Origin of the sequence: Chryseobacterium indologenes (assembly GCF_018362995.1) — a bacterium.
Lineage (GTDB): Bacteria > Bacteroidota > Bacteroidia > Flavobacteriales > Weeksellaceae > Chryseobacterium > Chryseobacterium indologenes_G.
In genome coordinates this window covers 3,287,866-3,311,240 of sequence record NZ_CP074372.1, presented here as the reverse complement: position 1 = coordinate 3,311,240, position 23,375 = coordinate 3,287,866, and the positions used below count along the sequence as shown (strand labels likewise).

The following is a 23,375-nucleotide window of genomic DNA, read 5'->3' as shown; positions in this document are numbered from 1 at the left end:
ACATTGTGAAGGTTTTCCGACTCATACTATTCGTTCTGCATCTGGGAATTCTATTTTTGCTGCTGGGCACATTATTGAATGCATATGTTCCACCGAAGATTTTTCCGTGGTTGAATCTGCTTTCCTTAGGTTTTCCGGTGCTTATGATCCTTTATGTCATTCTGACGATATTCTGGGTTTTCAGCTGGAAAAAAAGAGCGTTTGTATTTATGTTTGCGGGTCTTGCTTTTATTAATCCTGTAAAACGATGGGTTAACTATTCCGATAAAAAAGAAAATTCCGGGATAAAAGTAGTTTCTTTCAATACCAGAGCTGGTGGCAGAGGAAACAAAGAGATTGCCCCTTATCTGAAATCTCAGAATGCAGATGTTCTTTTTTTACAGGAAGATGCCGGTAAAGATTATCAATTTGAAGGGTATCAGAAAGCAAATCCTGGCGGAGGGTTAACGATTTTAACAAAGCATAAGATCATTAAGCAGCAGATCATAGATCCACAAGATGAAAATGTAAGAATTCCCGGACTGCAGGTTGATATAGAAATTAATGGTAGGATATATAGATTCATTGATGTTTATCTTAATCCTTTCCGGTTCGAAAAAGATATGGTGAAACTTAACGGAAATACCGACACCAACGAACAAAAAATAAAAGATGTCGTTAAAAGGCTCATTCCTACCTTTAAAAAACATCAGGAACAGGTTAGCTTGATTCATAAAGTAATTGAAAATTCACCTTATCCGGTCATCCTTGCCGGAGACTTTAATTCTGTACCCAATTCTTACGAATATTATCATTTATCAGATGGGCTTGAAGATGCGTTTTTAACGGCTGGGAAAGGCAGTGCAACCAGTTTTCACGACTATAAATTTCCAATCAGAATCGACTATGTCTTTTCTTCAAAATCAGTAAAGGCAATATCTTACGAAGTTGACCGTTCTGTAAGTATTTCAGATCATTATCCTGTCATCGTGAAATTTTCCGCGGAGAGCAAATAATCATAAAAAGAGTTAAAATTGTCTGCTTGGTAGGATTTTTGTTGAAAGAAAACCGTACCAAGACCGTTTTTTCATGAAGTCGAATCAGATATTACTATTTATACATATCGTTATTGCTGTTTTGCTGTTAAGCACATTAGGGAATGCATGGATTCCGCCTAACGTTTTGGGCAATCTGAATCTTCTCTCGCTTGGTTTCCCCTATCTGATATTGGCGCATGTAATTCTTACATTGATCTGGATTTTTAAGAAACAAAAAATAGCGATTGCTTTTGCATTAGGGACTCTTATTTTCTATAACCCGATCAGAAGATGGATCAATTTTTCTCCAAAAACAGAAAATGTAAAAACAATACGGGATATTAAAGTATTGACATTTAATGTAAAATATGGAGAATATGGTTGGGATAAAGTAAAAAATTATATCAAAGAGCAGGATGCAGACATAATTCTTGTGCAGGAAAAAGATACTAACCGCGCTATCAAACGAGATCTAATAAAATACCCGTCAGTTATTCTTAAAACGAAACATAAAATTGTAAGACAGGCAGAACTGATTGATGAGAAGGCTCGCGGAAATTCATTTTATGCTGATATAGATATTAATGGTAAAGTAATCAGAATTATTAATGTGTATCTTGAACCTTTCAGACTTAATAAATCTATGTTTACGAAGCTGGATGGCTTAGGTTTTGGAAATGTTTCCCAACTCCTTTCGCATATGACCCCTACATTTCAGGCTCATGAAGACCAGGTGAAAAGAATCAGAAAAATGGTAGATTTATCTCCTTATCCTGTTATTTTAGCCGGAGATTTTAATTCTGTTCCCAATTCTTATGAATATTATAATCTGGGAAAAGACCTTCAGGATGCGTTTTTAATGGCTGGAAAGGGAAGTGCAAGCAGTTTTCATGACTATAAAGTCCCTTTGAGAATTGATTATATTTTCAGTTCAAAATCTATTATTCCTTTAAGCTATAAAGTAGACCAGTCTGTGAAATTATCGGATCACTATCCTGTAATTGCAGAATTTCTGCTAAATTAGTTCCATGAAAAATATACTGTCTGCGATTTTTATTTTCACAATCCTTTTCACTGCATGTTCCAAGAAAGAAACCCCGGGATTTGCTGCTGAACAGGAAGTTAAGATGAATTATGATACTGTTGCTGTTGATTCCTTTTCCACAGGAGCTGTTTCAGTAGATATTGCGCGCAAGATAAGAATGTCTTCCCCTCAATATCTGGACTCTGTAAAACAGGCTAAAAAGCTTCAGGAAGAAGAGAACAAGCTAAAAGCAGAACTTGAAAAAGAAAATAAAGCAAAACAGGAAGAGGAAAAGAAAAAGGCAGATGCAGAAAAGAAACAGAAGCCTGCAGAAACACCTTCAACGCCAGACACTAAAACACAATAAAGCAATATCATTTAAAAAAATATATAATATGAAAAAACAAATCCTAGCAGCAATAGTGATCTCAGTATTCACTGTAGCATGTACAAAATCAACAACGAAAACAGAACAAGTAGAAAACGCTGACGGATCAGTTACCACAACCACCACTACCGTTACAGAAACTCCAAACACTGTTGATACAGCAAAGATCAACAATGCAAAAGAAGATGTAAAAGCAAAAGTGGATGCAGCCGGAAATAAGATTGATGATGCGGCTCAAAAGGCTAAAGATAAGATTGATGCAACAGCCGATAAAACGAAACAGGATCTTCACAAAGCCGGACAGGACATCAAAACGGAAGCAAATAAAGTAGGACAGGATGCTAAAGAAGCCGCTAAAAAAGGAGCTTCAAAAGTAGAGGAAGCTGCGAAAAAAGTGAAAGAAGACTTAAGTAAATAAAAATGAAAGCCGTAATTCAATTACGGCTTTTTTTATTATAACTGAAAAGAAAATTCTTAGTTTTTATTCATTTCCAGCAAAGGCTCAATATATTCTCTGTCGTTGCTCAGTCTTGGAACTTTATTTTGACCGCCAAGTTTTCCTTTAGCTTCCAGCCAGTGATAGAAAAGATTGGTTTTAGCGATGTGTACTATAGGCCTTTTAAGGGTTATATTGTTGTATCTCTTCGCTTCATAGTCAGAATTAATAGTTTTTAAATGCTTGTCAAAGGCATCAATAAAGTTGTCAAGATCATCCGGATGCTGGCTGAATTCAAAGATCCATTCATGGGCACCTCCTTCGTTTCCTTTCATAAAGACAGGAGCTCCGGTGAAATCCGTGATTTGTGCTCCCGTAGCTTCACAAGCTTTTGAAAGAGCAGATTCCACATTGGTAATCATCAGCTCTTCACCAAAAGCATTGATATAATGTTTGGTTCTTCCTGTTATTTTAATTCTGAATGGGTTTGTTGATGTAAAGACAACAGTATCACCAATAAGATATCTCCACAAGCCGCCGTTGGTGGTAATAACCATTGCATAATTTTTTCCTACTTCCACATCTTCCAGACTTACCACTTTCGGATTCGAAAAATGGAACTGATCCATAGGAATGAATTCGTAAAATATACCATAATCCAGCATCAGCAGCATTTCGTCACTGTCTGATCTGTCCTGTATCCCGAAGAAGCCTTCAGAAGCATTGTAAATTTCGTAGTAATTGATGTTTTTTCCGATGATCTGCCTGAATTGCTCCCTGTAGGGCTTAAAACTGATTCCGCCGTGAAAAAACACCTCCAGATTCGGCCACAGCTCTGAAATACTTCCGATATTGGTTTCCTTTAATACTTTTTGAAGTAGAACCATCATCCAGCTTGGTACCCCAAGGATACTTCCCACATCTTCATTCTTTACTTCAGAGGTGATCGCTTTCAGTTTACTTTCCCATTCTCCCATTAAAGATACCTTTTTGCTTGGAGTGGTGGTAATTTCTACCCAAAAAGGAAGATTATCAATTAAAATAGCGGATAAATCGCCAAATTTTGTGTTAAAGTCAGCATACAATTCAGAGCTTCCCCCTAAACGTAAATTTTTATAGTTAAAAAGCTGGTTTTCGGGATGATTATTGGCATAAATGGATACCATGTCCTTTCCTGCCTTCATGTGGCAGTATTCAAGGCTCTCGGTAGAAATAGGGATGAATTTGCTCTTGGCATTGGTAGTTCCCGATGATTTGGCAAAATGTTTAATGAACCCGGGCCAGCTTACATCCTTTTGTCCCTGTCTTGCTTTTTCAATATAGGGCTCCATTTCTTCATAGGTAACAATCGGAACTTTGTTTTTAAAATCCTGATAACTTGATATAGAGTTAAATCCGTATAGTTTACCGTATTCCGTATCCTCTGCATGAAACAGCTGAGAAAAAAGTATACCTTTCTGGGTCTCAATGGGATGGTCCATGAAATTCTGTATCTGATCTATCCTTTGACGGATGAACCAGTTGACTACGGTATTAAAAAGTGCTTTGGTTGCCATTCCAACAAATATAATGATATTTGAATTTTCTGAAAATTTTTTACAGAATTAAATAAAAAAACCGTTACAAAATATGTAACGGTTTGATATTTAGATTATTGTTTCTTAGCAATACTCATCATATGCAGCCTGAAGGTTGGCAGCGATAGCACCTGCAGGGTTCCCTTCGATGTGGTGTCTTTCCAGCATGTGAACCAATTCACCATCTTTGAAAAGGGCCACACATGGAGAACTTGGAGGGAATGGAGCAAGGTGTTTTCTTGCTTCTGTTACAGCCTCAGTATCAAATCCTGCAAATACAGTTGTTAAATGATCAGGTTTTTTATCTCCTGTCAGAGAGTATACAACTCCTGGTCTTGCAGCACCTGCAGCACAACCACATACGGAGTTAATTACTAATAATGTAGTTCCGGACTGCTTCAGCGCATCTTCTACCTGAGCTGGAGTTGTCAAGTCCTGGAAACCTTTATCTGTAAGCTCTGCCTTCATAGGCATTACTAAATCTGTTGGATACATATATTTTGTTTTTATCTGCACAAAGTTAAGCATTTCTTTGCGTTTGTTCAATATATAAAAACTATCAATGGATTAGTCATATAAAATTAATCAAATATTAATATTGTAATAATATTCAAAAAAAAGTGAATTAAGACTAGGAATAATGGAAAATTATTGTTAATTTTGAAATGATTCTGAAAAACAAACGACCATGAAAAAAACATTTAAGGCTTTCCCTCAAGCAATCAACCACTTAAATACTGTATGAAATATGGTAGTATCTTAATTCTTTTTGCAGTTTAGAATCAAAACTGATTAACAAACTTTAATATCCAAAGAAAAGTGAAGCCCGGAACTGAAAAGTTCCGGGCTTCTTAATCAAATCGATATGCAAAGGTTGTATATCCTAATATAAATAGTTGATAGGAATAATAAGTTGAAGGGTTATGGATTTGCCATCAACGGTTAGCTTTCAACTAAGACAGCAGCTTTTTAGCCATCTCGGAAATACTTTTTCCGTCTGATTTTCCGGCTAATGCTTTCGATGCTGCTCCCATTACCTTTCCTAAATCTTTAATAGATTCAGCTCCGGTTTCAGAAATAATATTTTTAATTTCTGTTTCAAGTTCTTCCGCAGAAAGCTGTTTAGGTAAAAACTTTTCAATTACTTTCATCTGAGCTTCTTCTACTTCTGCAAGGTCCTGTCTCCCCTGAGCAGAAAACTGCTCAAAAGAATCTTTACGCTGCTTGATCATTCTCTGAAGAATAGCAATTTCCTGCTCTGGAGAAACTTCAGCGCCTCTTGCTTCTGTTTGTAAAAGAAGAATCTGAGATTTTACAGCACGAAGAGAGTCTAGAGCTACTCTGTCTTTTTCTCTCATGGCTGTTTTTATAGCTTCGCTTATTATATTTTCTAAACTCATGTTTATATGCTTTTGGCTTCTGGCAATTGGCTAATAGCTTTCATAGGCCCGAGAGCCAATTGCCAATAGCATTTAATCTACGTCTTTATTTAAAAATCTGTTTTCTCTGATCTGCATAGAGCCATTGTTGTCAGACAGATACGTGTTGATATTCTGATCTGAAGCATTGGTTCCGTCGATCGAAATATTTTTTCTTTTGAAAGCAGGAATAGATTCAAATTCACTCGTGCTGTCAAAGCTTTGGTAGCGTGAATTGAATTCTTTCAATTTATTTCTTCTTTCAATCACTCTGTCCTGGTCAATCGTTTTATTCACAAAAGTGAATTCTGATTCTTCAGTTTTCGGAGTTTCAATTTCTGTTTTGTTCTCAAAAGAAGTTCTTGTTTCAGCTTTTGGTTCTTCCTGTTTCTGGTAGAAGGTTTCAATCTTCTGAGCCGGTTCAGCTACAGCAGCATTGCTTGGGTTGCTAAATTCCGCTTTTGGCTGTCCGAAATCAGTATTAGGCTCATTTCTGACAGGTTCGTTAACAAAGAAACTGAATTCAACAGGCTTTTCTTCTGCAAAAGAGCTGTTGAAAGTACTTCCTGATTGTGGCTCATCTTTTTTATTTTCAAAATCAAATGAGAAAGACTGAATTTCCAGGTCATTTGGATCTTCATTCTCATCGTCAATAGAAAATAAGCTGTATTCCTGCTCACTTTCTTCTTCGTTTTTCCAAGCCTGTTCAGGAGTATTTATGATATTTTCCTCTTTATCAGTGAATTTGATTTCAGGTTTCACCGGTTCTTCTTCAAGAATCATTTTTTTTTCGATAGAGGTAACCTTGAACTGTGTACCGTGGTCTTCATCATCTAATCTGAAATGATTGGCTCTGCTGGAATCATAAGCTGTATCAGGCGCAGATTCTCTTTCCTCTCTTGTTTTGAAAGGTGAGTTTTTCGGAGTATCAAAGCTGTCGTTAAGACTGATTCTGATTTTCTCTGTAGGTCCTGCAAATTTCTTGTTCTCGTTAGAGAATCCTGTTGCGATAACAAGAACGCTTACAGCATCTCCCAATTCTTCATCAGCACCAACCCCGAAGATAATATCTGCTGTGTTTCCTGCTTCTTTCTGGATGTGGTCCATGATGATACCAATCTCATCCATGGTTACTTCTTCAGCACCACTTCTGATCAATAACAAAACGTTTTTGGCACCTGTAATCTTATTATCATTCAATAATGGGGAGTCAAGGGCTTTTCTTACCGCTTCTTCGGCTTTATTTTCACCTGAAGCAGTTCCTGTAGACATCAAAGCGGTACCTGAATTCTGAAGTACAGATTTAGCATCTCTAAAGTCAATGTTTACATCAAAGTAACCTGTAATAACTTCTGCCATCCCTTTGGCTGCATTCGCTAAAACTTCATCTGCTTTTGAGAATCCCTGCTTGAATCCAAGGTTTCCGAACTGCTGTCTCAGTTTATCATTGTTGATCACAATTAATGAATCAACATTATTTTTTAGTTTATCAAGACCGTTTTCAGCCTGATCTAATCTTCTTTTACCTTCAAAGCTGAAAGGAACGGTAACAATACCTACCGTTAGAATTCCCATGTCTTTTGCTACCTTAGCAATGACAGGAGCGGCTCCGGTACCGGTACCACCACCCATTCCGGCAGTGATAAACACCATTTTAGTGTTTTGGCCCATAGCAGCTTTAATATCTTCAATACTTTCGATTGCAGATTTCTCTCCAACCTCAGGGTCTGCACCAGCTCCAAGACCTTCTGTGATTGTTGTTCCTAACTGAACTTTATTAGCAACCGGGTTATTATCAAGAGTCTGAGCATCTGTATTACAAATCACGAAATCAACGCCGTGAATTCCTTTCTCGTACATGTGCTTCAGAGCGTTGTTTCCACCGCCTCCTACACCGATTACTTTTATGATGGATGAATTTCCTTTTGGCAAATCAAATGAAAATCCTTGTGTACCTATATTTTCCATAACTATATTTTTAATAATTATAATTGATAACTGATCAATGATAATTGATAAGGAAAAGATCGTTTATCGCTTATCATTCATCATTTATAATTTACTCTACTTCTTCAAAGAATTTTTTTACTTTTTCCATAAGCGACTGCCCGAAAGTCAATTTCGCCTTTCTGTTCTCCTGTCTTTCATTCTCAAAAGACTGCTGTTCCTGAACAGGTGCTGCCTGCTGAACCGGCTGAACAGTTTCTGTCTGTACTGAAGCGGCTTCCTGCTTTGGCTGTTCTGCAACAACTTCTATGATTTCATCAGCATTCTGCTTTTTGTCTCTGATCTTTAAACTCTCCATCAGTAACCCGATAGACGTAGCAAATTCAGGGCCTTTCAGGTACTGATTTTTATCATTGGCGATATATTCATTCGCAAAACCGATTCTGCTGTCAAAACCTGTGGTATAATTGGCCAGCTGACGAAGATGTTTTAAGTTTGAACCTCCGCCTGTAAGAACGATTCCGGCAATAAGCTTTTTCTTTTGTTCAAAAGCACCATAAGCTTTCAGTTCTGTATTGACCATTTCCAAAACTTCTTCTACTCTTGCATTGATGATCTGTGCCAGAGTTTTTAAAGAAATTTCTTTGTCCGGTCTGCCGTGAAGCCCCGGAATGGTTACAAAAGTACTGTCTTTTTCTAATTCGGGAACAGCCGAACCAAACTTTACTTTAAGTTGTTCTGCATGTTTCTCTATAATGGAACAACCTTCTTTGATATCTTCGGTAATAATTCCGCCTCCGTATGGAATCACACAGGTATGACGGATGATATTATCTTTAAATATCGCAATATCTGTTGTACCACCACCAATGTCAACAATCGCTACACCGGCTTCTTTTTCTTCTTTTGTAAGAACAGCTTCTGAAGATGCCAATGGTTCTAAAGTAAGGGCTTCCATTTCTAATCCGGCTTCACGAACGCATCTTGCAATATTTCTGATGCTGCCCATTTGACCTACTACAACGTGGAAGTTAGCTTCTAAACGCTTTCCATGCATACCAACGGGCTCCTGAATTTCACCCTCGGAATCCACTTTATATTCTTGAGGAAGTACGTGGATAATTTCTTCTCCAGGAAGCATAACCAGCTTTTTCACCTGATCTTTTAATGCTTCAATGTCATCGTCTGTAATAAACTTATCAGGATGTTCACGCATAATATAATCGGAGTGCTGCAGAGAACGAATGTGTTTTCCTGCAATACCTACCGTAACTTTGCGGATAGGAACGCCAGCACTGGATTGTGCTTCGGATACTGCAGCCTTGATTGAATTAATAGTCTGTGAAATATTATTCACAATACCTTTATGAACACCAAGACTTTTAGCTTTTCCTACACCGAGAACTTCTATTTTCCCGTGTGCATTCCTTCTTCCGACAATCGCGACTATCTTTGTTGTCCCGATGTCCAGACCTACTGAATACTCTTGATTTTCCATTTTTATATCGATTTGATTTTTTCTACTTTTTCCTTTTTTTTCTCTAAGGATGATCTCCTGTTTGTGTATTGAATGTCCCGGAAGGACTTATTCTATTTTTACTTTTGCCTTTGGCTTGGACAAGGCCTTAGCGCTTGATTTTTTCTCTGGTTTTTTAGCTTCTTTTGTATGTGCTTTTGTACTTTCTTTTGTTTTTACAGGCGTGGAGCTTGTCTTTTTTGCTTCCGCTATTTTTGGCCTAGTCTCTGTCTTCTTTGCTGTGGTCATTGGAGTAGGAGCTTTTGCCAGTTCCATTTTCCCTGCTTTTAAAATACTGTCATTTTCTTTAAAATAAGGGTTTAAAGTAGTAACAATCTGATTCTGATATTTTACTGAAACCATGCTGTACTTCTGTGGATCCTGATATACAAGATATTTTTCCACAAAGGTTTTAAATCCTTTTACTTTAAAATCAATATTATCCAGGTCTCCAATTTCTACCCGGTAATTTCCTTCACTTGTCAGAAGACTGTAGCTGTCTTTGCTTTTTGAAATCCCGATAAAATATTTCTTACTGAAATCATCTTTATCTATCTTTCCTACCAGCTCTGCCAGCTTTTCATATTCATCCGGCTGTACATTTCCGGTTACCAGCATACATGGATGAGAATAGGTTCTTGAGATTGGAAATTCAATCCCTTTTTCATCTACATAAAAGTCTTTTCCATCCTTATTAAGCCTGAAAACAGGAACTCTCTGCTTGATATCCAGATTCAGTTTTCCATTCAGGTTCAGATAGACATTGGCACTATCGACCGCCGGAAGTGCATTGATTCTTTTTTCTAAGGAAGGAATATTAAGATCACCCACTTTTCCTGAAGGATTTTCTTTTTTTACAATCTCCCTGATATCTTTTTCATCTACAAAATACACCGGAGTTTTTTCACTCATTTTTACAGAAATCTTATTGTCTGTAATCTGTTGGTGGCTGAATCTCTTCAACGAGAAACTCAGTAACAATCCAAGGATGATTACAGTGACAGCAATTTTTAATATTCTGTATTTATTTTTCATACATTTTTTGTATTCATGTATTTATGTAAAATGTATTCATGAATACTTAAATACATTATTACTTTTTACAATTTACTTATCCATTCACAGATAGGATCATACAGGGTGTCTATATTTCCTGCGCCTACGGTAAGAAGGATGTCAAAATCTTTTTCTTTTATTTTTTCAAAAGCATCTGATAATGTTGATACTTCTTTTTTATCTAATGTTACTTTATCCAGCAGCCAGCTTGAAGTAATTCCTTCAAAGTTTTCCTGAAATTCTCTTGCAGGGTAAATATCAAGCAGAATAAGTTCATCTGCTTTGCTTAAACTTTCTGCAAACCCGTCCGCGAAATCTCTTGTTCTGCTGAAAAGGTGGGGCTGGAAGGCTACTAATAGTTTTTTATCAGGATAAAATGTTTTGATTGAGCCCATTACAGCATTGATTTCTGTAGGATGGTGGGCATAATCATCAATATAAATTTTACCATTTTGATAAATATGTTTCGTGTATCTTCTTTTAATTCCTTTAAAGTTGGCAATAGCTTTTTTCAGCGTATCAAAATCTGCGCCTAAATTATGCAGAATAGCCAGTGCTACAGTAGCATTTTCCACATTATGGATTCCCGGAATCTCCCAAACGAAATCCTTTATTGTTTCAACAGGAGTATGGAAGTCAAAATAAATTTTATCATGCTCCATACGCAGGTTGTCAGAATAATAATCTGCAGGCTCATTTACTGCATAGGTTTGGTGTCCTCTACCAATTTCCAGTCCTTTTCTCACAAAAAGCTGTTGGTCTTGAGGTACTAAAGCTGCAAACTGTCTGAATCCTTCTTCGATATGGCTTTTATCTCCATAAATATCCAGGTGGTCTGCATCTGTAGAAGTTACCACTGCCCAGTCCGGAGAAAGATTCAGGAAACTTCTGTCATATTCATCTGCTTCAACTACAGAATAAGTAGAACCATTGTACAGGAAGTTGGATTTAAAGTTTTCGGAAATTCCTCCTAAAAAGCATGAGAAAGGAAGATCTGCTTCTTTGCATAAATGAGCCACAAGAGTAGACGTTGTCGTCTTTCCGTGGGTTCCTGCTATAGCAATACAGTCTGTATTTTCAGTAATTAATCCTAAAACCTTAGCTCGCTTCAATACTTCAAACTGATTTTCATTGAAATAATCCAATATTCTAAGCGTTTTGATGGCTGGAGTATAGATCACCAATGTATCTTCTTTCTGAAGAGAAGTAATCCTTTCATCAATAAGGTCTTCAAAAACAATATCAATCCCTTCATTCATCAGATTCTGAGTCAATTTGGTATTGGTCTTGTCGTAACCCAATACTTTTTTTCCGGATGCATTGAAATAGCGCGCTAATGCACTCATTCCGATACCTCCGATTCCGACGAAGTAAAAAGTCTGATATGTTTGTAAAATGTTCATTCCTTTGTTTTGTATTGTTGTATTCATGTATAATGTATTCATGAGTTTTGTTGTCATTAATACATTTTACAATGATACTTTTTACAGTTTATTAAATATTTCGTCTACAATCTCTTTTGCTGCATTTGGCTTGGCAAAATATTTCAGATTGTCGGACATTTCTTTTCTTACACTTTCATTTTCGCAGATTTCTGATAATGTACTCCAGAATTTTTCCTGCATTTCAGAGTCTTTTACCATTCTGGCTGCATTTTTTTCAACCAGATTCATGGCATTTTTGGTTTGGTGGTCTTCCGCTGCAAAAGGGAAAGGAACCAAAAGTACCGGTTTTTGTGCTACTGCCAGCTCTGAAATGGCAATTGCTCCGGCTCTGGAAACGATGATATCAGCTGAAGAATAAGCCAGTTCCATATCTTTGATGAATTCAAGGATCTGAATGTTTCCGGTGGCTGTATCTTTTGTTTCGTTTATAATATCTTTATAATCAAGCTTTCCTGTCTGCCAGATCAGCTGATAATCTTTATCTATAATTTGTTCTAAATGAGATTTCCAAGCATTATTCAATGTTCTTGAGCCTAAAGAACCCCCTACAGACAGAATCGTAAGTTTGTCTTTATTCAATCCCATTTTTTCTTTTGCCTGATCGGTTTCCTGCATTCCTGAAACGATGTTCTCACGAATCGGATTTCCTAGGAATTTTATTTTCTCTGCCGGAAAACCTTCTACTTTTGGATAGGCTGTGAAAACGGCTTTCGCTTTTTTGCTTAGAATCTTATTGGTAACTCCTGCGTGAGCATTTTGTTCCTGAATAAAAATTGGAATTCCCATTTTGCTTGCCTCATATAGTGCTGGTCCGCTGGCAAATCCTCCGGTTCCTACAGCAAAATCGGGAGCGAAGTTTTTGATGATTCTTTTAGATTTTGATAAACTTTTCAGAATCTTGAAAGGAAGTCCCAGATTGGATAGCAGGTTCCCTCTGTCTATTCCTGCGATATCAATTCCTTCGATTTTATAGCCTGCCTGAGGAACTTTTTCCATTTCCATTTTCCCGTTGGCACCAATGAACAAAAATTCTGCTTCAGGAAATCTCTTTCTGATCTCATCCGCAATGGCGATAGCCGGGAAGATATGTCCTCCTGTTCCTCCGCCGGATAATACTATTTTTAATTTTTTGTCCATTTTAAGCGATATCGTTTATTTCTGCTATACTTTGTTTTTTGCCCATTCCTTCTTCATCATAAATCTGAATCCTTGAGCTTATATTTAAAATAATACCTAGCTGTAAATAGGTGACCAGCATTGAGGTTCCTCCATAACTGATTAAAGGCAGCGGCTGTCCTGTTACCGGAATCAGATTCACTGCAACAGCGATATTTACCGAAAGCTGAATGAAAATCATCACTCCAAGACTGAGCACGAGCAACGATCCAAAAAATGCAGGCATCTTACTGGCAATCATCACGATCCTAATCATCATAATCAGATATAAACTGATCAGAAAAGCAGCTCCTATCACTCCGTATTCTTCTACAATGACCGCGAAAATAAAGTCGGAGGCAGACTGTGGAAGCATTTGTTTCAATGCACTTTTTCCTGGTCCCATTCCGGTAATCCCACCATGTACAATGGCTGCTTTGGCCTGCATTACCTGATAGTTTTTCGCTTTTACACTCTCATCATCTACATCGGCAGATTTTGCTTTGCTTGAGGTAAATGTTTCTACACGGCTCATCCATGTGTGAACACGGTTTCCACCGATCATATTTGTATTCAGCGCTATTAATAAAAATAATACAATGGCTACAAATGATGCTGAGATAAACCCTGCAATGTATTTCCAGTGAAGCTGTCCTATGACAAGAACCACAACGGAAACCATTAGAATCATTAATGCCGTGGAACCATTATCCTTTGCTACCAATACGAAAACAAGCAGGATAGGCCCGAAAATATACATGATATTCTCTATCGGAAGCCTTTCTCTGGTGATCTTTTTGGTTAAATATCTGCACAGATAGATGATTAACATTAAAAAAGCAAATGATGAAGGCTGGAAGGAAATAGGTGTTCCCGGTATTTTCAGCCATCTGGAGGCACTGGCTCCGTCAATGGTCTGGCCGGTAAACATGGTGACAATCAATAGAACAATCATAAGGCCGAGCAGGATACTGCTGAGCTTTCCGATGTATTCATATTTTATGGTTCCTACCAGTCTCATAATGGCTAATCCTAAGACTACAAAGAACATATGTTTGATCACGTGACCTGTTGTGGTCCCGTTATTAACAATGTATTCGAGATTTGAACTTGCAGAGTATACCGGGAAAATAGAGAAAATGGAGATCACAAGGATGACCATCCAAAGTACTTTATCGCCCTTTAGAAATTCAAATCTGCTTTCTGCGTTCTGTTCGTCCATATGTAATGTTATTGGCTCCTGGCTATTGGCCATTGGCTTTTAATACCTGTTGTTTAAACTGGCGTCCTCTGTCTTCATAGCTTTTGAACAAGTCAAAGCTTGCGCAGCATGGAGATAGTAAAACAGTATCACCCTTTTTAGCCAGTGATTTTGAAATTCTCACGGCTTCTTCCATGCTTGAAGTATCATAAATAACTTCTTTTTTGTCTTTAAAGAAATCTATGATCTTCTTGTTATCAATTCCAAGGCATACGATGGCCTTTACTTTTCTTTTGACTAAATCTTCAATTTCGGTATAGTCATTTCCTTTATCTAATCCACCAACGATCCATACGGTTGGTGTTTTCATACTTTCCAAAGCATAGTAAGTGGCATTCACATTGGTAGCCTTACTGTCATTGATGTATTTTACACTGTCAATTTCAGTCACCAATTCCAATCTGTGTTCTACAGCCTGGAAGGTCATCAGTGAATGTCTGATGCTTTCATTATTGATTTTTAATATCTTACCGGCAATAGATGCTGCTAAGCTATTCGCGACATTATGATTTCCCAATAGAGACAATTCATTAACTTTCATTGAGAACTCGTCTTTCATTTTTACCACAATCTCATCTTCATTCACAAAACCTCCTTCAGGTAGCTTCTCTTTTGTTGAGAAAGGAACCATTTTAGCCTTTATTTCAAGTTTTTCAAGAAGATTTTTGCTCATTTCATCATCCTTGTTATAGATGAAGAAATTATCATTTTCCTGATTTTCAGTGATTCTGAATTTTGCAAGCGCATATTCTTCATAGTTGTAGTTGTACTGATCCAGGTGATCTTTAGACAGATTCAACAATAAAGAAATATAAGGTCTGAAATTCTGAATATCATCCAACTGGAAAGAGCTTACCTCCAGTACATAATATTCATGATTTTCGTCTGCAACCTGCTTGGCAAAGCTATAGCCGATATTTCCACCCAAACCTACATTCAATCCGTCATTTTTCAGGATGTAGTAGATCAGGGAAGTAGTGGTTGTTTTTCCGTTGCTTCCGGTAATGGCGATGATCTTTGCATCTGTAAATTCAGAAGCAAATTCAATTTCAGAGGAAAGCCTGATTCCTTTTTCATGAATCTTGTGGATGATCTCCGCTTTTTTCGGAATTCCCGGGCTTTTTACGATCCAGTCAGCATTTAAAATCCTTTCTTCATCGTGGTTTCCTTCTTCAAATTCAATTTCATTATCGGTAAGAAACTGCTTATAGTTATCCTTAATGACTCCTTTATCTGAAAGAAATACTTCCAGACCTTTCTTTTTAGCCAAATAAGCAGCTCCGCATCCGCTTTCTCCACCTCCTAAAACAACTATTTTCATATTATTTTGATTTAATGATTAAAAGATTTAATGATTAAAATATTCAATGCTTCGATCTTTTAATTTTTAAATTGGTTTTTATCTCATTTTTAATGTGATCAGACATACAATTGCCAGTATTACACCGATGATAATCATTCTGTTCACGATTTTACTTTCGTGGAACCCTTCTTTCTGATAATGGTGGTGTAATGGTGACATTTTGAATAGTCTATTGTTTTGGGCATATTCCAGCCCGTATTTTCTTTTTCTGTATTTGAAAACGACTACCTGAAGCATTACAGACAGGTTTTCAATCAGGAAGATTCCGCATAATACAGGAATCAATAATTCTTTTCTTAAAATGATTGCTAGAACGGCAATTACTCCTCCCAGCATCAAACTTCCTGTATCTCCCATGAAAACCTGTGCAGGATAGGTGTTGTACCAGAAGAATCCGATCACTGCGCCTACCATTGCCACAGCAAAGATGGTGGTTTCACCCATATTCGGAAGGAACATGATATTAAGGTAGTCTGCAAAGATGATATTCCCGGAAAGGTAAGCGAAAAGAGCCAGCGTGAGCAGTATAATGGCACTTGTTCCAGCTGCCAGACCGTCTATTCCGTCTGTAATATTGGCGCCGTTTGAAACTGCCGTTACAATGAAGATGACAATAGGAATAAAGACAATCCATGCCCACTCATGGGCATCTTTATCATTCATCCAAAACAAAATTCCGCTATAATCGAACTCATTGTTCTTTGCAAAGGGAACGGTAGAAACAGTAATTTTTTCCGTAGGCATGAAATTCTGCTCTACATTATTTCTGTTCACCACCTTAGCATCGGCATATTTTCTTTTAACGGTAATGTCCGGGTGGAAATACATTGTAATTCCGACAATTAGCCCTAAACCAACCTGGCCTACAATTTTGAATTTACCGCTTAATCCGTCTTTATTTTTTTTGATTTTCTTTAAATAGTCATCAAGGAAACCAATAGCCCCCATCCAAAACATTGAAACCAGCAACAGTACAATATACACATTGGTAATTCTTGTAAACAGCAATACGGGAACGATGGTTGCCAAAATGATGATAAGTCCTCCCATGGTAGGAGTTCCTTCTTTTTGTTTTTGACCATCTAATCCAAGATCACGTACCAATTCTCCCATTTGTTTTGTTCTCAGGTAATTGATTACTCTTTTTCCGTAGACAAGAGCAATAATCAGAGAGAATAATACAGACATTCCGGCACGGAAGGAAATGTATTTCAACAATCCTAATCCCGGAACGTGAATTCCATGGTTGGTTAGATATTCGTATAGATAGTATAGCATAGTTTCAATTGTTAATAAATAATCATTGATAATTGATGAATGATAAAATCAGCTATTATTGATCAATTATCGCTTGTAATTTACTTGCTCATTAATTTCCAAAGCTCATTAATTACTTCTTTGTCATCAAAATGATGTTTTACACCATTTATCTCCTGATAGGTTTCGTGGCCTTTTCCGGCAACCAAAACAATATCTTTAGGTTCTGCAAATTTTATGGCCATCTTTATGGCTTCTCTTCTGTCCGGAATTGAAGTGTATTTGCTGAAGTTCTGAGGTTCAACGCCTGCTTCAATTTCTTTGATGATCTGCGCAGGATCTTCTGTTCTCGGATTATCTGAAGTGATGATTGCCAGTGTTGATTTTTTAGTGGCAATATTTCCCATTTCAGGTCTTTTGGAGTGATCTCTGTCTCCTCCGCAGCCGAATACGGTGATTAATCTTTCGTTTTTGGTTCTGATATCGTTGATGCTGTCCAGAATGTTTTCCAATGCATCCGGAGTGTGCGCATAATCTACGATAAAGAAAATTCCACCATCAGATTTGAATGTTTCAAATCTTCCGGAAACTCTTTTTAGTTTGCTGACTGCCTGAAGAATTTCATCTTGTTCAAAACCAAGCTCTTCAGCAATTCCGAATACAAGCAGCAAATTGTATACATTGAATTTTCCGGTAAGGGTCGTCCAGAATTCTTTTCCGTTAAAGTTCAACAGCATTCCGTTGAAATCTACTTCTAAAAGCTTTCCGTGATAATCTGCCATGGTTTTCAAGGCATAAGACTTCTTTTTAGCCTTAGTGTTCTGAAGCATGACATTCCCATTTTTATCATCTACATTGGTGATAGCAATGGCTGTATCTTCTAATTGGTCAAAGAATCTTTTCTTTGTTTTTAAATATTCTTCGAAGGTTTTATGATAGTCTAAATGATCATGAGTAAGGTTGGTGAAACCTGCAATTTTGAAGTGTAATCCTTCAATTCTGTTTTGAGCGATTCCGTGTGAACTTACTTCCATGAAAGCAAATTCACATCCTTTTTCTACCGCTTCCGCCAAAATCCTGTTGATTGTAATTACATCAGGAGTGGTATGGGTAGCAGGAATAATCTCTTCACCGATTCTGATTTCAACAGTGGAAAGCAATGCAGATTCATAGCCCAGGTTTTTGAAAACATCAAAAAGAAGGGTAGAAACAGATGTTTTTCCATTAGTTCCCGTAACGCCTATCAGTTTTAGTTTCTGAGAAGGATTTCCGTAGAAATTGGAAGCAAGGTGACCCAGAGCTTTAGAGGCATCTTTTACCTGAATATAGGTTACATTTTCAACCAATGTTTCTGGAAATTCTTCGCAAACGATTGCTGCAGCACCTTTTTCAATAGCAGATGCAATGAATGAATGTCCATCCACAACAGTACCTCTCATCGCGATATAAAGAGCATTTTCCGTAACCTTTCTGCTGTCGATCACCAATTCTGTAACCTCACGGTTGTTATCACCGTGAATTTCCAGTACTGGGATTCTGTTTACTAATTCTGTTATAATCATTTTTATCAATAAGGCTTTGCCCTATTTTGTTTTAAATGGTCCTTGCGGAACTTTGTTCTTAATTTTGCAGAGACAAATAAATTCTCTGGTTCTTACTGATTGTTGTGCCTTCTAACGGGAATTGTTCTTTAATTCTTCCCACTCCTTTATAGTCGACACGATATCCTAAGTTTTCCAATTGCGGGATTACGTTTTTACCGATTAATCCTACTACATTAGGCATTTGCTTATCATTGACTGCTACTTTTACATTAGGTTCAACCATTTTACTCAGGTTTACCTTTTTGTCTACAAGCATTTCTTTTTCAATATTCTGAGGTGTTTTCAGGAATGTTTTTCCTGCAATTTCCTTAAACACGGGTGCTGAAACTGGTCCTCCATAAAATCCTATTGATGTATTGGGTTCGCTGATCATTACATAACAGGTATATTTTGGTGCGTCTGCGGGATAAAATCCTGCGAATGATGCTCTGTATTTCATTGGGCCGGGCAGCCAGTATTCAAATCTTGCGGTTCCGGTTTTACCTGCCATTTTAAGGTTAGGAGTAAAGATGCTTCGTCCCGTTCCTTTTTCTACGGCTTTGGTTAAAGCATTGGTCATCATTTTAATAGCCTTTTCCGATGCCATTTTATTCACCATTACTTCAGGCTTGGCATTGTACATTACTTTTCCATCTTTCATGATTTTATCGATGAATAATGGTTTAAGCATTTTACCTCCGTTGGCAACTCCGTTGTAGAAAGTTGTCAATTGTAAAAGATTAACATTGGAAGAGTATCCGTAAGAAATAGAAGCCAGCGTTGCTGCATTCCATCTTTTATTTTGTGGAGTTACAATTTTCGGTTTTGTGATTCCCGGAAGTTCTATATCCATTTTATCGAACAGTTTCCAGCGCTTTAAGTGATCAAGAAATATCTGAGGTTTTTCTGCGTAATATTTTGTGATCAGTTTTGCCGTTCCTACATTACTTGATTTTGCTAAAACATCACTGATATCATAGGTTCCTCCGCCGTGTCCGTCTGAGATTCTCTGTTTTGCATAAGTCCAGACACCGTTTCCTACGTTTACAGTAGTGTTCTCATCAATGAAACCGTCATCCATTGCTGCCAGAAGCGAAATGGTTTTAAAAGTGGATCCCGGCTCAATATTATCTTTCAGGGCATAATTGTAAGAGTCTTCGTAATCTCCTGAATCTGTTCTTCTTAAGTTAACAAGTGCACGTACTTTTCCGGTCTCAACCTCCATCACGATCACGGTTCCGTGTTTTGCTTCAAAATGGATCAGCTGTTTCTCCAGAGCAGAGTGTGCAATGTCTTGAATTCTAAGGTCTAAGGTAGTATATACATCTTCTCCGTCTACAGGTTCCTGTACTTTCCAGAAGTCGATAGGTTTCCATTGAGAAGAATTGATTCTTTGCTCAAGTCTTTTTCCGTCTGTTCCTGTCAGGTATTTGGAGAAAGCACCCTCAAGTCCAGATTTAAGCTCACCGTTATCCATACCAATGGTTCCGGCCCCGATTTCCGAAGTAGCCAATTCTCTTTTATAATTTCGGTCAACAATAAAACCTCCTTTATTTTTACCTCTTTTGAAGATCGGGAACTTTCTGATTCTGTCGTATTGGTCAAAGTCAAGGCCTTTTACCAACGTATAGTATTGATTTTTCTTTTTCTTCTGCTCGTCAAATTTCTGTCTGAATTCTCCTCTGGATTTTCCGAACATTTTGCTCAATGAATCTGTAAGCGCTCCGATGTTGTTGGAGTACACTGTATCTTTCATCGTTTTGAAGTCAAGATAGATGTCATACCGCATCACGGTGGTTGCGAGGATAGAGCCGTCAGACGCAAAAAGATTACCGCGGGCAGCCTTTAAAGTGGCTTCACGATAGTTTTTATTAATGTAATCGTCTTTAATTTCCTGAACATTGGTATTCTGAAGAATAACAATTCTTGCCAAGAACATGACAAACACGCACAAAGCTACCACTGCAAAGAGGTAGCCCCATCGTAACGTTTTCTTACGTTTATTGTCGTATTCATTTTGCTTTTGCATCTGTACTGTCCAGTTTTATTAGCAATTTGTGAGGGTGGTTTTCCAGGGTCATCAATGAATCCCGGGCGACCTCTTTCCCCAGCTCTGATTCCATTTTTACTTTGATCAGCTTACTCTGGGCGTAAGCGTTTCTTGATTTGTATTCTTCTGTTTCCTCCTTTAAGGCGTTTACAATTTTAATTTTTTTATTGACGAGATGGTTGGTGTAAATCATGGCCATCATCAGTATAAACAACAGAAGAAAATACTTGTAATGTATTTTGATCTCATCACGGTTCAGAAAGTTTCCTTTTATAATATCTATAAAAGTGAGTCTTTTCTGGGGGCGATTTGTTGTTCTTTTTGCCAAAGCTTTTTTATAATTGATTAATGATAAAAGATAATTGATATCGCTTATCACTTATGATTTATCATTTATATCTTTATTCCTGTTCTCATTTTAGCACTTCTTGCTCTAGAGTTTTCTTCGATCTCCTGGTCATCAGGAATGATAGCTTTACTCTTTATCAACTCGAATGCCTTTTTATAATTTCCGTAGATATCTCTTTCCGGTTCTCCTTCGAACATTCCGTTTTTCAGGAATCTTTTTACCAAACGATCTTCTAAAGAGTGGTAAGAAATAACAACGAGTCTTCCTTCCGGTTTCAACACATTGTAAGCCTGAACCAGCATTTCTTTTAATACTTCAAGCTCCTGGTTAACTTCAATTCTTATCGCCTGAAAAAGCTGGGCATAGAATTTATTGACCTTATGAGGAGGAATGTAGCTGAAAAGCTTTTTCAGATCCTCAGTAGTATCTATGCTTTTTGTTTTTCTGTGGTGAACAATTTCTCTCGCCAGTTTTCTTGCTTCTCTTAATTCTCCATAGTGATAGAAAAGATCTGCCAGTTCACTTTCTTCATATTCATTGATCACTCTTTTGGCATCGAGGCTCTGCATTACATTCATCCTCATATCCAAAGGAGCATTGCTTCTTGTAGAGAAACCTCTGTCTGCTTCATCAAACTGGTGTGAAGAAACACCCAGGTCAGCCAAAACACCGTCTACCTGAGGAACTCCGTACATCAGTAATGAGTTTTCCAGAAATCTGAAATTCTGATTAACCAATGTAAATCTAGGGTCATCAATTGTATTTTTAAGTGCATCCAGATCCTGGTCAAAGCTGAACAATCTTCCTTTATCAGAAAGTCTGCTCAAAATCTCCCTGGAGTGGCCTCCGCCTCCAAAGGTGCAGTCCACATATATTCCGTCAGGATTCGTCACCAAATCATCAACACTCTGCTTCAACAAAACGGGGTTATGATACATGCTTAATTGTGTTTTTTATTTAATACTATTAATTAATAACCTACTATCACTATTCTTCGTCAAAAGAGCCCATCACATCTTCGGCAAGGCTTGCAAAATCAGCTTCATTGGTAGCAATTACCTTTTCATAGGCATCTTTGTCCCAAATCTCGAAAAGTTCTCCTGCGCTGGTAATCACAATATCTTTCTGAAGATTTGCAAAAACGGTCAGGTCTTTCGATATCTGTAATCTTCCTGCATTATCCAATTCTACTGTTTTTACTCCTGCAGTAAACATTCGTATGAAATCAGCATTCTTTTTTATGAATCTGTTCAGTTTATTAATTTTGCCCATCAGTTTGTCCCATGCATTCATAGGATAGACTTCCAGACAGGGTTGGAACACAGATCTTTTGACTACAAATGCCTTGTCTTCGAAGTTTTCCATCTGTTTAATTAAAGATGAAGGAACTTTTAAGCGGCCTTTGTCGTCAATTTTACACTCATATGTCCCAATGAAATTTTTCATTTGGGACAAATTTATATAATAATTTCCAAAATTTCCCACTTTTTCCCACTTTTTGACTCAATGTTAATAAGTTTTATCAGAGATTGAATTTCAATAATGTAAAATACTGATATGAAGATAGTTGCTGAGAGTGTTATTTAGCCCATAATAAAGCGTGTTTGAAAAAAAAAGTTAAAAAGGAGAATATTATATTATTTTTATCTTAAATTAGGATAATCAAAATTTTTTTGAGGTTTAATTTGTATTTTTGCAAGGCTTTATTAAGGCGTTTTATGATATTTAGTACAAAAAAAGAAAAGAAATATTCCTATGTAGAAGCGGGAGAAGGACATCCATTAGTGCTGTTGCACGGGTTAATGGGTGGTTTGAGTAATTTCGATAAAATGGTAGATTTTTTTTCGGAAAGAGGCTTTAAAGTATATGTTCCTCAGTTGCCGATCTATGATCTGCCGGTACTCAATACGAATCTTACCACTATCGCAAAATATATTATCAAGTTTATAGAAAGTCATATTTCAGGTCCGGTTACCATTATGGGAAACTCAATGGGAGGGCATGTAGGGCTTATCTTGACTTTAGCAAGACCTGATTTGGTGAAAAATCTTGTGCTTACAGGAAGTTCCGGATTGTATGAAAGAACTTTCGGGGACAGTTTTCCAAGGAAAAATGACCGGTCTTATATCAGAAAGAAAACGGAAGAGGTTTTCTATGATCCAAAGATTGCGACAGAGGATCTTGTGGATGAAGTTTTTGCGGTGGTAAATGACAGAATGAAAGGAATAAAAACAGTAATGCTGGCAAGAAGTGCCATCAAACACAATATGCTGAACGACCTTCCGAAGATTACGACACCTACGTGTCTGATCTGGGGTAAACAGGATAATGTAACTCCTCCGGAAGTAGCAGAAGACATGCACAAGTTTATTCCGAATTCGGATTTATTCTGGATAGATCATTGCGGCCATGCAGCAATGATGGAGAAGCCGGATGAATTCAATGAAATCCTGTACAACTGGATAAAAGATAAAGTTTAATAAATACATCATAAAATGACCATTAAGAGCTTTTCTTAATGGTTTATTTTTCTA

The 23,375-nt window shown here is 37.3% G+C and carries 21 protein-coding genes; 5 read left to right on the top strand and 16 right to left on the bottom strand.

Translation table 11 applies throughout. The features are described 5' to 3' along the window. The first annotated feature begins 5 nt into the window (after positions 1–5). From DYR29_RS14920 to DYR29_RS14905, 4 genes are all read left to right on the top strand, one after another. Positions 6–995, top strand: a complete 990-nt coding sequence (locus DYR29_RS14920; RefSeq protein ID WP_249413509.1) for an endonuclease/exonuclease/phosphatase family protein — start codon at positions 6–8, stop codon at positions 993–995. 73 nt (positions 996–1,068) lie between these two features. Next, positions 1,069–2,040 carry an endonuclease/exonuclease/phosphatase family protein gene (locus DYR29_RS14915; RefSeq protein ID WP_213277490.1) on the top strand — a complete coding sequence of 324 codons (972 nt, stop codon included), beginning with the start codon at positions 1,069–1,071 and terminating at the stop codon, positions 2,038–2,040. Positions 2,041–2,044: 4 nt separating this feature from the next. Then, positions 2,045–2,407, top strand: a complete 363-nt coding sequence (locus DYR29_RS14910) for a hypothetical protein (protein WP_213277489.1) — start codon at positions 2,045–2,047, stop codon at positions 2,405–2,407. 28 nt (positions 2,408–2,435) lie between these two features. Next, positions 2,436–2,846, top strand: a complete 411-nt coding sequence (locus DYR29_RS14905) for a hypothetical protein (protein WP_047421955.1) — start codon at positions 2,436–2,438, stop codon at positions 2,844–2,846. Positions 2,847–2,902: 56 nt separating this feature from the next. Here DYR29_RS14905 and DYR29_RS14900 read toward each other — a convergent pair whose 3' ends face one another. From DYR29_RS14900 to mraZ, 16 genes are all read right to left on the bottom strand, one after another. Continuing rightward, on the bottom strand, positions 2,903–4,420 hold the full coding sequence (locus DYR29_RS14900) for a GH3 auxin-responsive promoter family protein (RefSeq protein ID WP_213277488.1): 1,518 nt from the start codon (positions 4,418–4,420) through the stop codon (positions 2,903–2,905). 105 nt (positions 4,421–4,525) lie between these two features. After that, the gene (locus DYR29_RS14895) at positions 4,526–4,936 is read right to left on the bottom strand and encodes a BrxA/BrxB family bacilliredoxin (protein ID WP_115929805.1); all 411 of its coding nucleotides are present in this window, start codon (positions 4,934–4,936) and stop codon (positions 4,526–4,528) included. Between the two features lie 458 nt (positions 4,937–5,394). After that, on the bottom strand, positions 5,395–5,841 hold the full coding sequence (locus tag DYR29_RS14890; protein ID WP_213277487.1) for a GatB/YqeY domain-containing protein: 447 nt from the start codon (positions 5,839–5,841) through the stop codon (positions 5,395–5,397). A 72-nt stretch (positions 5,842–5,913) separates the two neighbouring features. After that, positions 5,914–7,827 (bottom strand): cell division protein FtsZ, encoded by a 1,914-nt coding sequence (gene ftsZ / locus DYR29_RS14885; protein WP_213277486.1) that lies wholly within the window; start codon positions 7,825–7,827, stop codon positions 5,914–5,916. 91 nt (positions 7,828–7,918) lie between these two features. Then, on the bottom strand, positions 7,919–9,304 hold the full coding sequence (gene ftsA, locus DYR29_RS14880) for a cell division protein FtsA (protein ID WP_213277485.1): 1,386 nt from the start codon (positions 9,302–9,304) through the stop codon (positions 7,919–7,921). A gap of 87 nt (positions 9,305–9,391) precedes the next feature. After that, positions 9,392–10,357, bottom strand: a complete 966-nt coding sequence (locus DYR29_RS14875; protein ID WP_213277484.1) for a cell division protein FtsQ — start codon at positions 10,355–10,357, stop codon at positions 9,392–9,394. Between the two features lie 65 nt (positions 10,358–10,422). Beyond that, positions 10,423–11,781 carry a UDP-N-acetylmuramate--L-alanine ligase gene (gene murC, locus DYR29_RS14870; protein WP_213280635.1) on the bottom strand — a complete coding sequence of 453 codons (1,359 nt, stop codon included), beginning with the start codon at positions 11,779–11,781 and terminating at the stop codon, positions 10,423–10,425. An 81-nt stretch (positions 11,782–11,862) separates the two neighbouring features. Continuing rightward, positions 11,863–12,960: an undecaprenyldiphospho-muramoylpentapeptide beta-N-acetylglucosaminyltransferase gene (gene murG, locus DYR29_RS14865; RefSeq protein WP_213277483.1), complete on the bottom strand. Its 1,098-nt coding sequence runs from the start codon at positions 12,958–12,960 to the stop codon at positions 11,863–11,865. A 1-nt stretch (position 12,961) separates the two neighbouring features. Then, a complete protein-coding gene (locus DYR29_RS14860; RefSeq protein WP_213277482.1) occupies positions 12,962–14,200 on the bottom strand; it encodes an FtsW/RodA/SpoVE family cell cycle protein in 1,239 nt (412 codons plus the stop codon). Between the two features lie 22 nt (positions 14,201–14,222). Further along, a complete protein-coding gene (gene murD, locus DYR29_RS14855; protein ID WP_213277481.1) occupies positions 14,223–15,560 on the bottom strand; it encodes a UDP-N-acetylmuramoyl-L-alanine--D-glutamate ligase in 1,338 nt (445 codons plus the stop codon). A gap of 78 nt (positions 15,561–15,638) precedes the next feature. After that, positions 15,639–16,880 carry a phospho-N-acetylmuramoyl-pentapeptide-transferase gene (gene mraY, locus DYR29_RS14850; RefSeq protein ID WP_213277480.1) on the bottom strand — a complete coding sequence of 414 codons (1,242 nt, stop codon included), beginning with the start codon at positions 16,878–16,880 and terminating at the stop codon, positions 15,639–15,641. A gap of 80 nt (positions 16,881–16,960) precedes the next feature. Further along, positions 16,961–18,421, bottom strand: a complete 1,461-nt coding sequence (locus DYR29_RS14845) for a UDP-N-acetylmuramoyl-L-alanyl-D-glutamate--2,6-diaminopimelate ligase (protein ID WP_213277479.1) — start codon at positions 18,419–18,421, stop codon at positions 16,961–16,963. Positions 18,422–18,479: 58 nt separating this feature from the next. Next, positions 18,480–20,471 (bottom strand): penicillin-binding transpeptidase domain-containing protein, encoded by a 1,992-nt coding sequence (locus DYR29_RS14840; RefSeq protein WP_213277478.1) that lies wholly within the window; start codon positions 20,469–20,471, stop codon positions 18,480–18,482. Next, the gene (locus DYR29_RS14835; protein WP_047377999.1) at positions 20,455–20,820 is read right to left on the bottom strand and encodes an FtsL-like putative cell division protein; all 366 of its coding nucleotides are present in this window, start codon (positions 20,818–20,820) and stop codon (positions 20,455–20,457) included. Before DYR29_RS14835 ends, DYR29_RS14840 begins: the two co-directional genes overlap by 17 nt. A 65-nt stretch (positions 20,821–20,885) precedes the next feature. Further along, positions 20,886–21,779, bottom strand: a complete 894-nt coding sequence (gene rsmH / locus DYR29_RS14830; RefSeq protein WP_213277477.1) for a 16S rRNA (cytosine(1402)-N(4))-methyltransferase RsmH — start codon at positions 21,777–21,779, stop codon at positions 20,886–20,888. 49 nt (positions 21,780–21,828) lie between these two features. Further along, the gene (gene mraZ, locus DYR29_RS14825; protein ID WP_047421934.1) at positions 21,829–22,287 is read right to left on the bottom strand and encodes a division/cell wall cluster transcriptional repressor MraZ; all 459 of its coding nucleotides are present in this window, start codon (positions 22,285–22,287) and stop codon (positions 21,829–21,831) included. Positions 22,288–22,559: 272 nt separating this feature from the next. Between mraZ and DYR29_RS14820 the strand changes: the two genes are divergently transcribed. After that, a complete protein-coding gene (locus DYR29_RS14820; RefSeq protein ID WP_142717543.1) occupies positions 22,560–23,321 on the top strand; it encodes an alpha/beta fold hydrolase in 762 nt (253 codons plus the stop codon). Positions 23,322–23,375: the final 54 nt, after the last annotated feature.

What these genes read in the sequence shown, in the direction of transcription:
- DYR29_RS14860 (WP_213277482.1), bottom strand. Translation starts at nt 14,200, where the DNA reads ATGGACGAACAGAACGCAGAAAGCAGATTTGAATTTCTAAAGGGCGAT.
- DYR29_RS14900 (WP_213277488.1), bottom strand. Translation starts at nt 4,420, where the DNA reads ATGGCAACCAAAGCACTTTTTAATACCGTAGTCAACTGGTTCATCCGT.
- DYR29_RS14910 (WP_213277489.1), top strand. Translation starts at nt 2,045, where the DNA reads ATGAAAAATATACTGTCTGCGATTTTTATTTTCACAATCCTTTTCACT.
- murD (WP_213277481.1), bottom strand. Translation starts at nt 15,560, where the DNA reads ATGAAAATAGTTGTTTTAGGAGGTGGAGAAAGCGGATGCGGAGCTGCT.
- DYR29_RS14840 (WP_213277478.1), bottom strand. Translation starts at nt 20,471, where the DNA reads ATGCAAAAGCAAAATGAATACGACAATAAACGTAAGAAAACGTTACGA.
- murG (WP_213277483.1), bottom strand. Translation starts at nt 12,960, where the DNA reads ATGGACAAAAAATTAAAAATAGTATTATCCGGCGGAGGAACAGGAGGA.
- DYR29_RS14875 (WP_213277484.1), bottom strand. Translation starts at nt 10,357, where the DNA reads ATGAAAAATAAATACAGAATATTAAAAATTGCTGTCACTGTAATCATC.
- ftsZ (WP_213277486.1), bottom strand. Translation starts at nt 7,827, where the DNA reads ATGGAAAATATAGGTACACAAGGATTTTCATTTGATTTGCCAAAAGGA.
- mraY (WP_213277480.1), bottom strand. Translation starts at nt 16,880, where the DNA reads ATGCTATACTATCTATACGAATATCTAACCAACCATGGAATTCACGTT.
- mraZ (WP_047421934.1), bottom strand. Translation starts at nt 22,287, where the DNA reads ATGAAAAATTTCATTGGGACATATGAGTGTAAAATTGACGACAAAGGC.
- rsmH (WP_213277477.1), bottom strand. Translation starts at nt 21,779, where the DNA reads ATGTATCATAACCCCGTTTTGTTGAAGCAGAGTGTTGATGATTTGGTG.
- DYR29_RS14845 (WP_213277479.1), bottom strand. Translation starts at nt 18,421, where the DNA reads ATGATTATAACAGAATTAGTAAACAGAATCCCAGTACTGGAAATTCAC.
- DYR29_RS14890 (WP_213277487.1), bottom strand. Translation starts at nt 5,841, where the DNA reads ATGAGTTTAGAAAATATAATAAGCGAAGCTATAAAAACAGCCATGAGA.
- DYR29_RS14820 (WP_142717543.1), top strand. Translation starts at nt 22,560, where the DNA reads ATGATATTTAGTACAAAAAAAGAAAAGAAATATTCCTATGTAGAAGCG.
- murC (WP_213280635.1), bottom strand. Translation starts at nt 11,781, where the DNA reads ATGAACATTTTACAAACATATCAGACTTTTTACTTCGTCGGAATCGGA.
- ftsA (WP_213277485.1), bottom strand. Translation starts at nt 9,304, where the DNA reads ATGGAAAATCAAGAGTATTCAGTAGGTCTGGACATCGGGACAACAAAG.
- DYR29_RS14915 (WP_213277490.1), top strand. Translation starts at nt 1,069, where the DNA reads ATGAAGTCGAATCAGATATTACTATTTATACATATCGTTATTGCTGTT.
- DYR29_RS14895 (WP_115929805.1), bottom strand. Translation starts at nt 4,936, where the DNA reads ATGTATCCAACAGATTTAGTAATGCCTATGAAGGCAGAGCTTACAGAT.
- DYR29_RS14905 (WP_047421955.1), top strand. Translation starts at nt 2,436, where the DNA reads ATGAAAAAACAAATCCTAGCAGCAATAGTGATCTCAGTATTCACTGTA.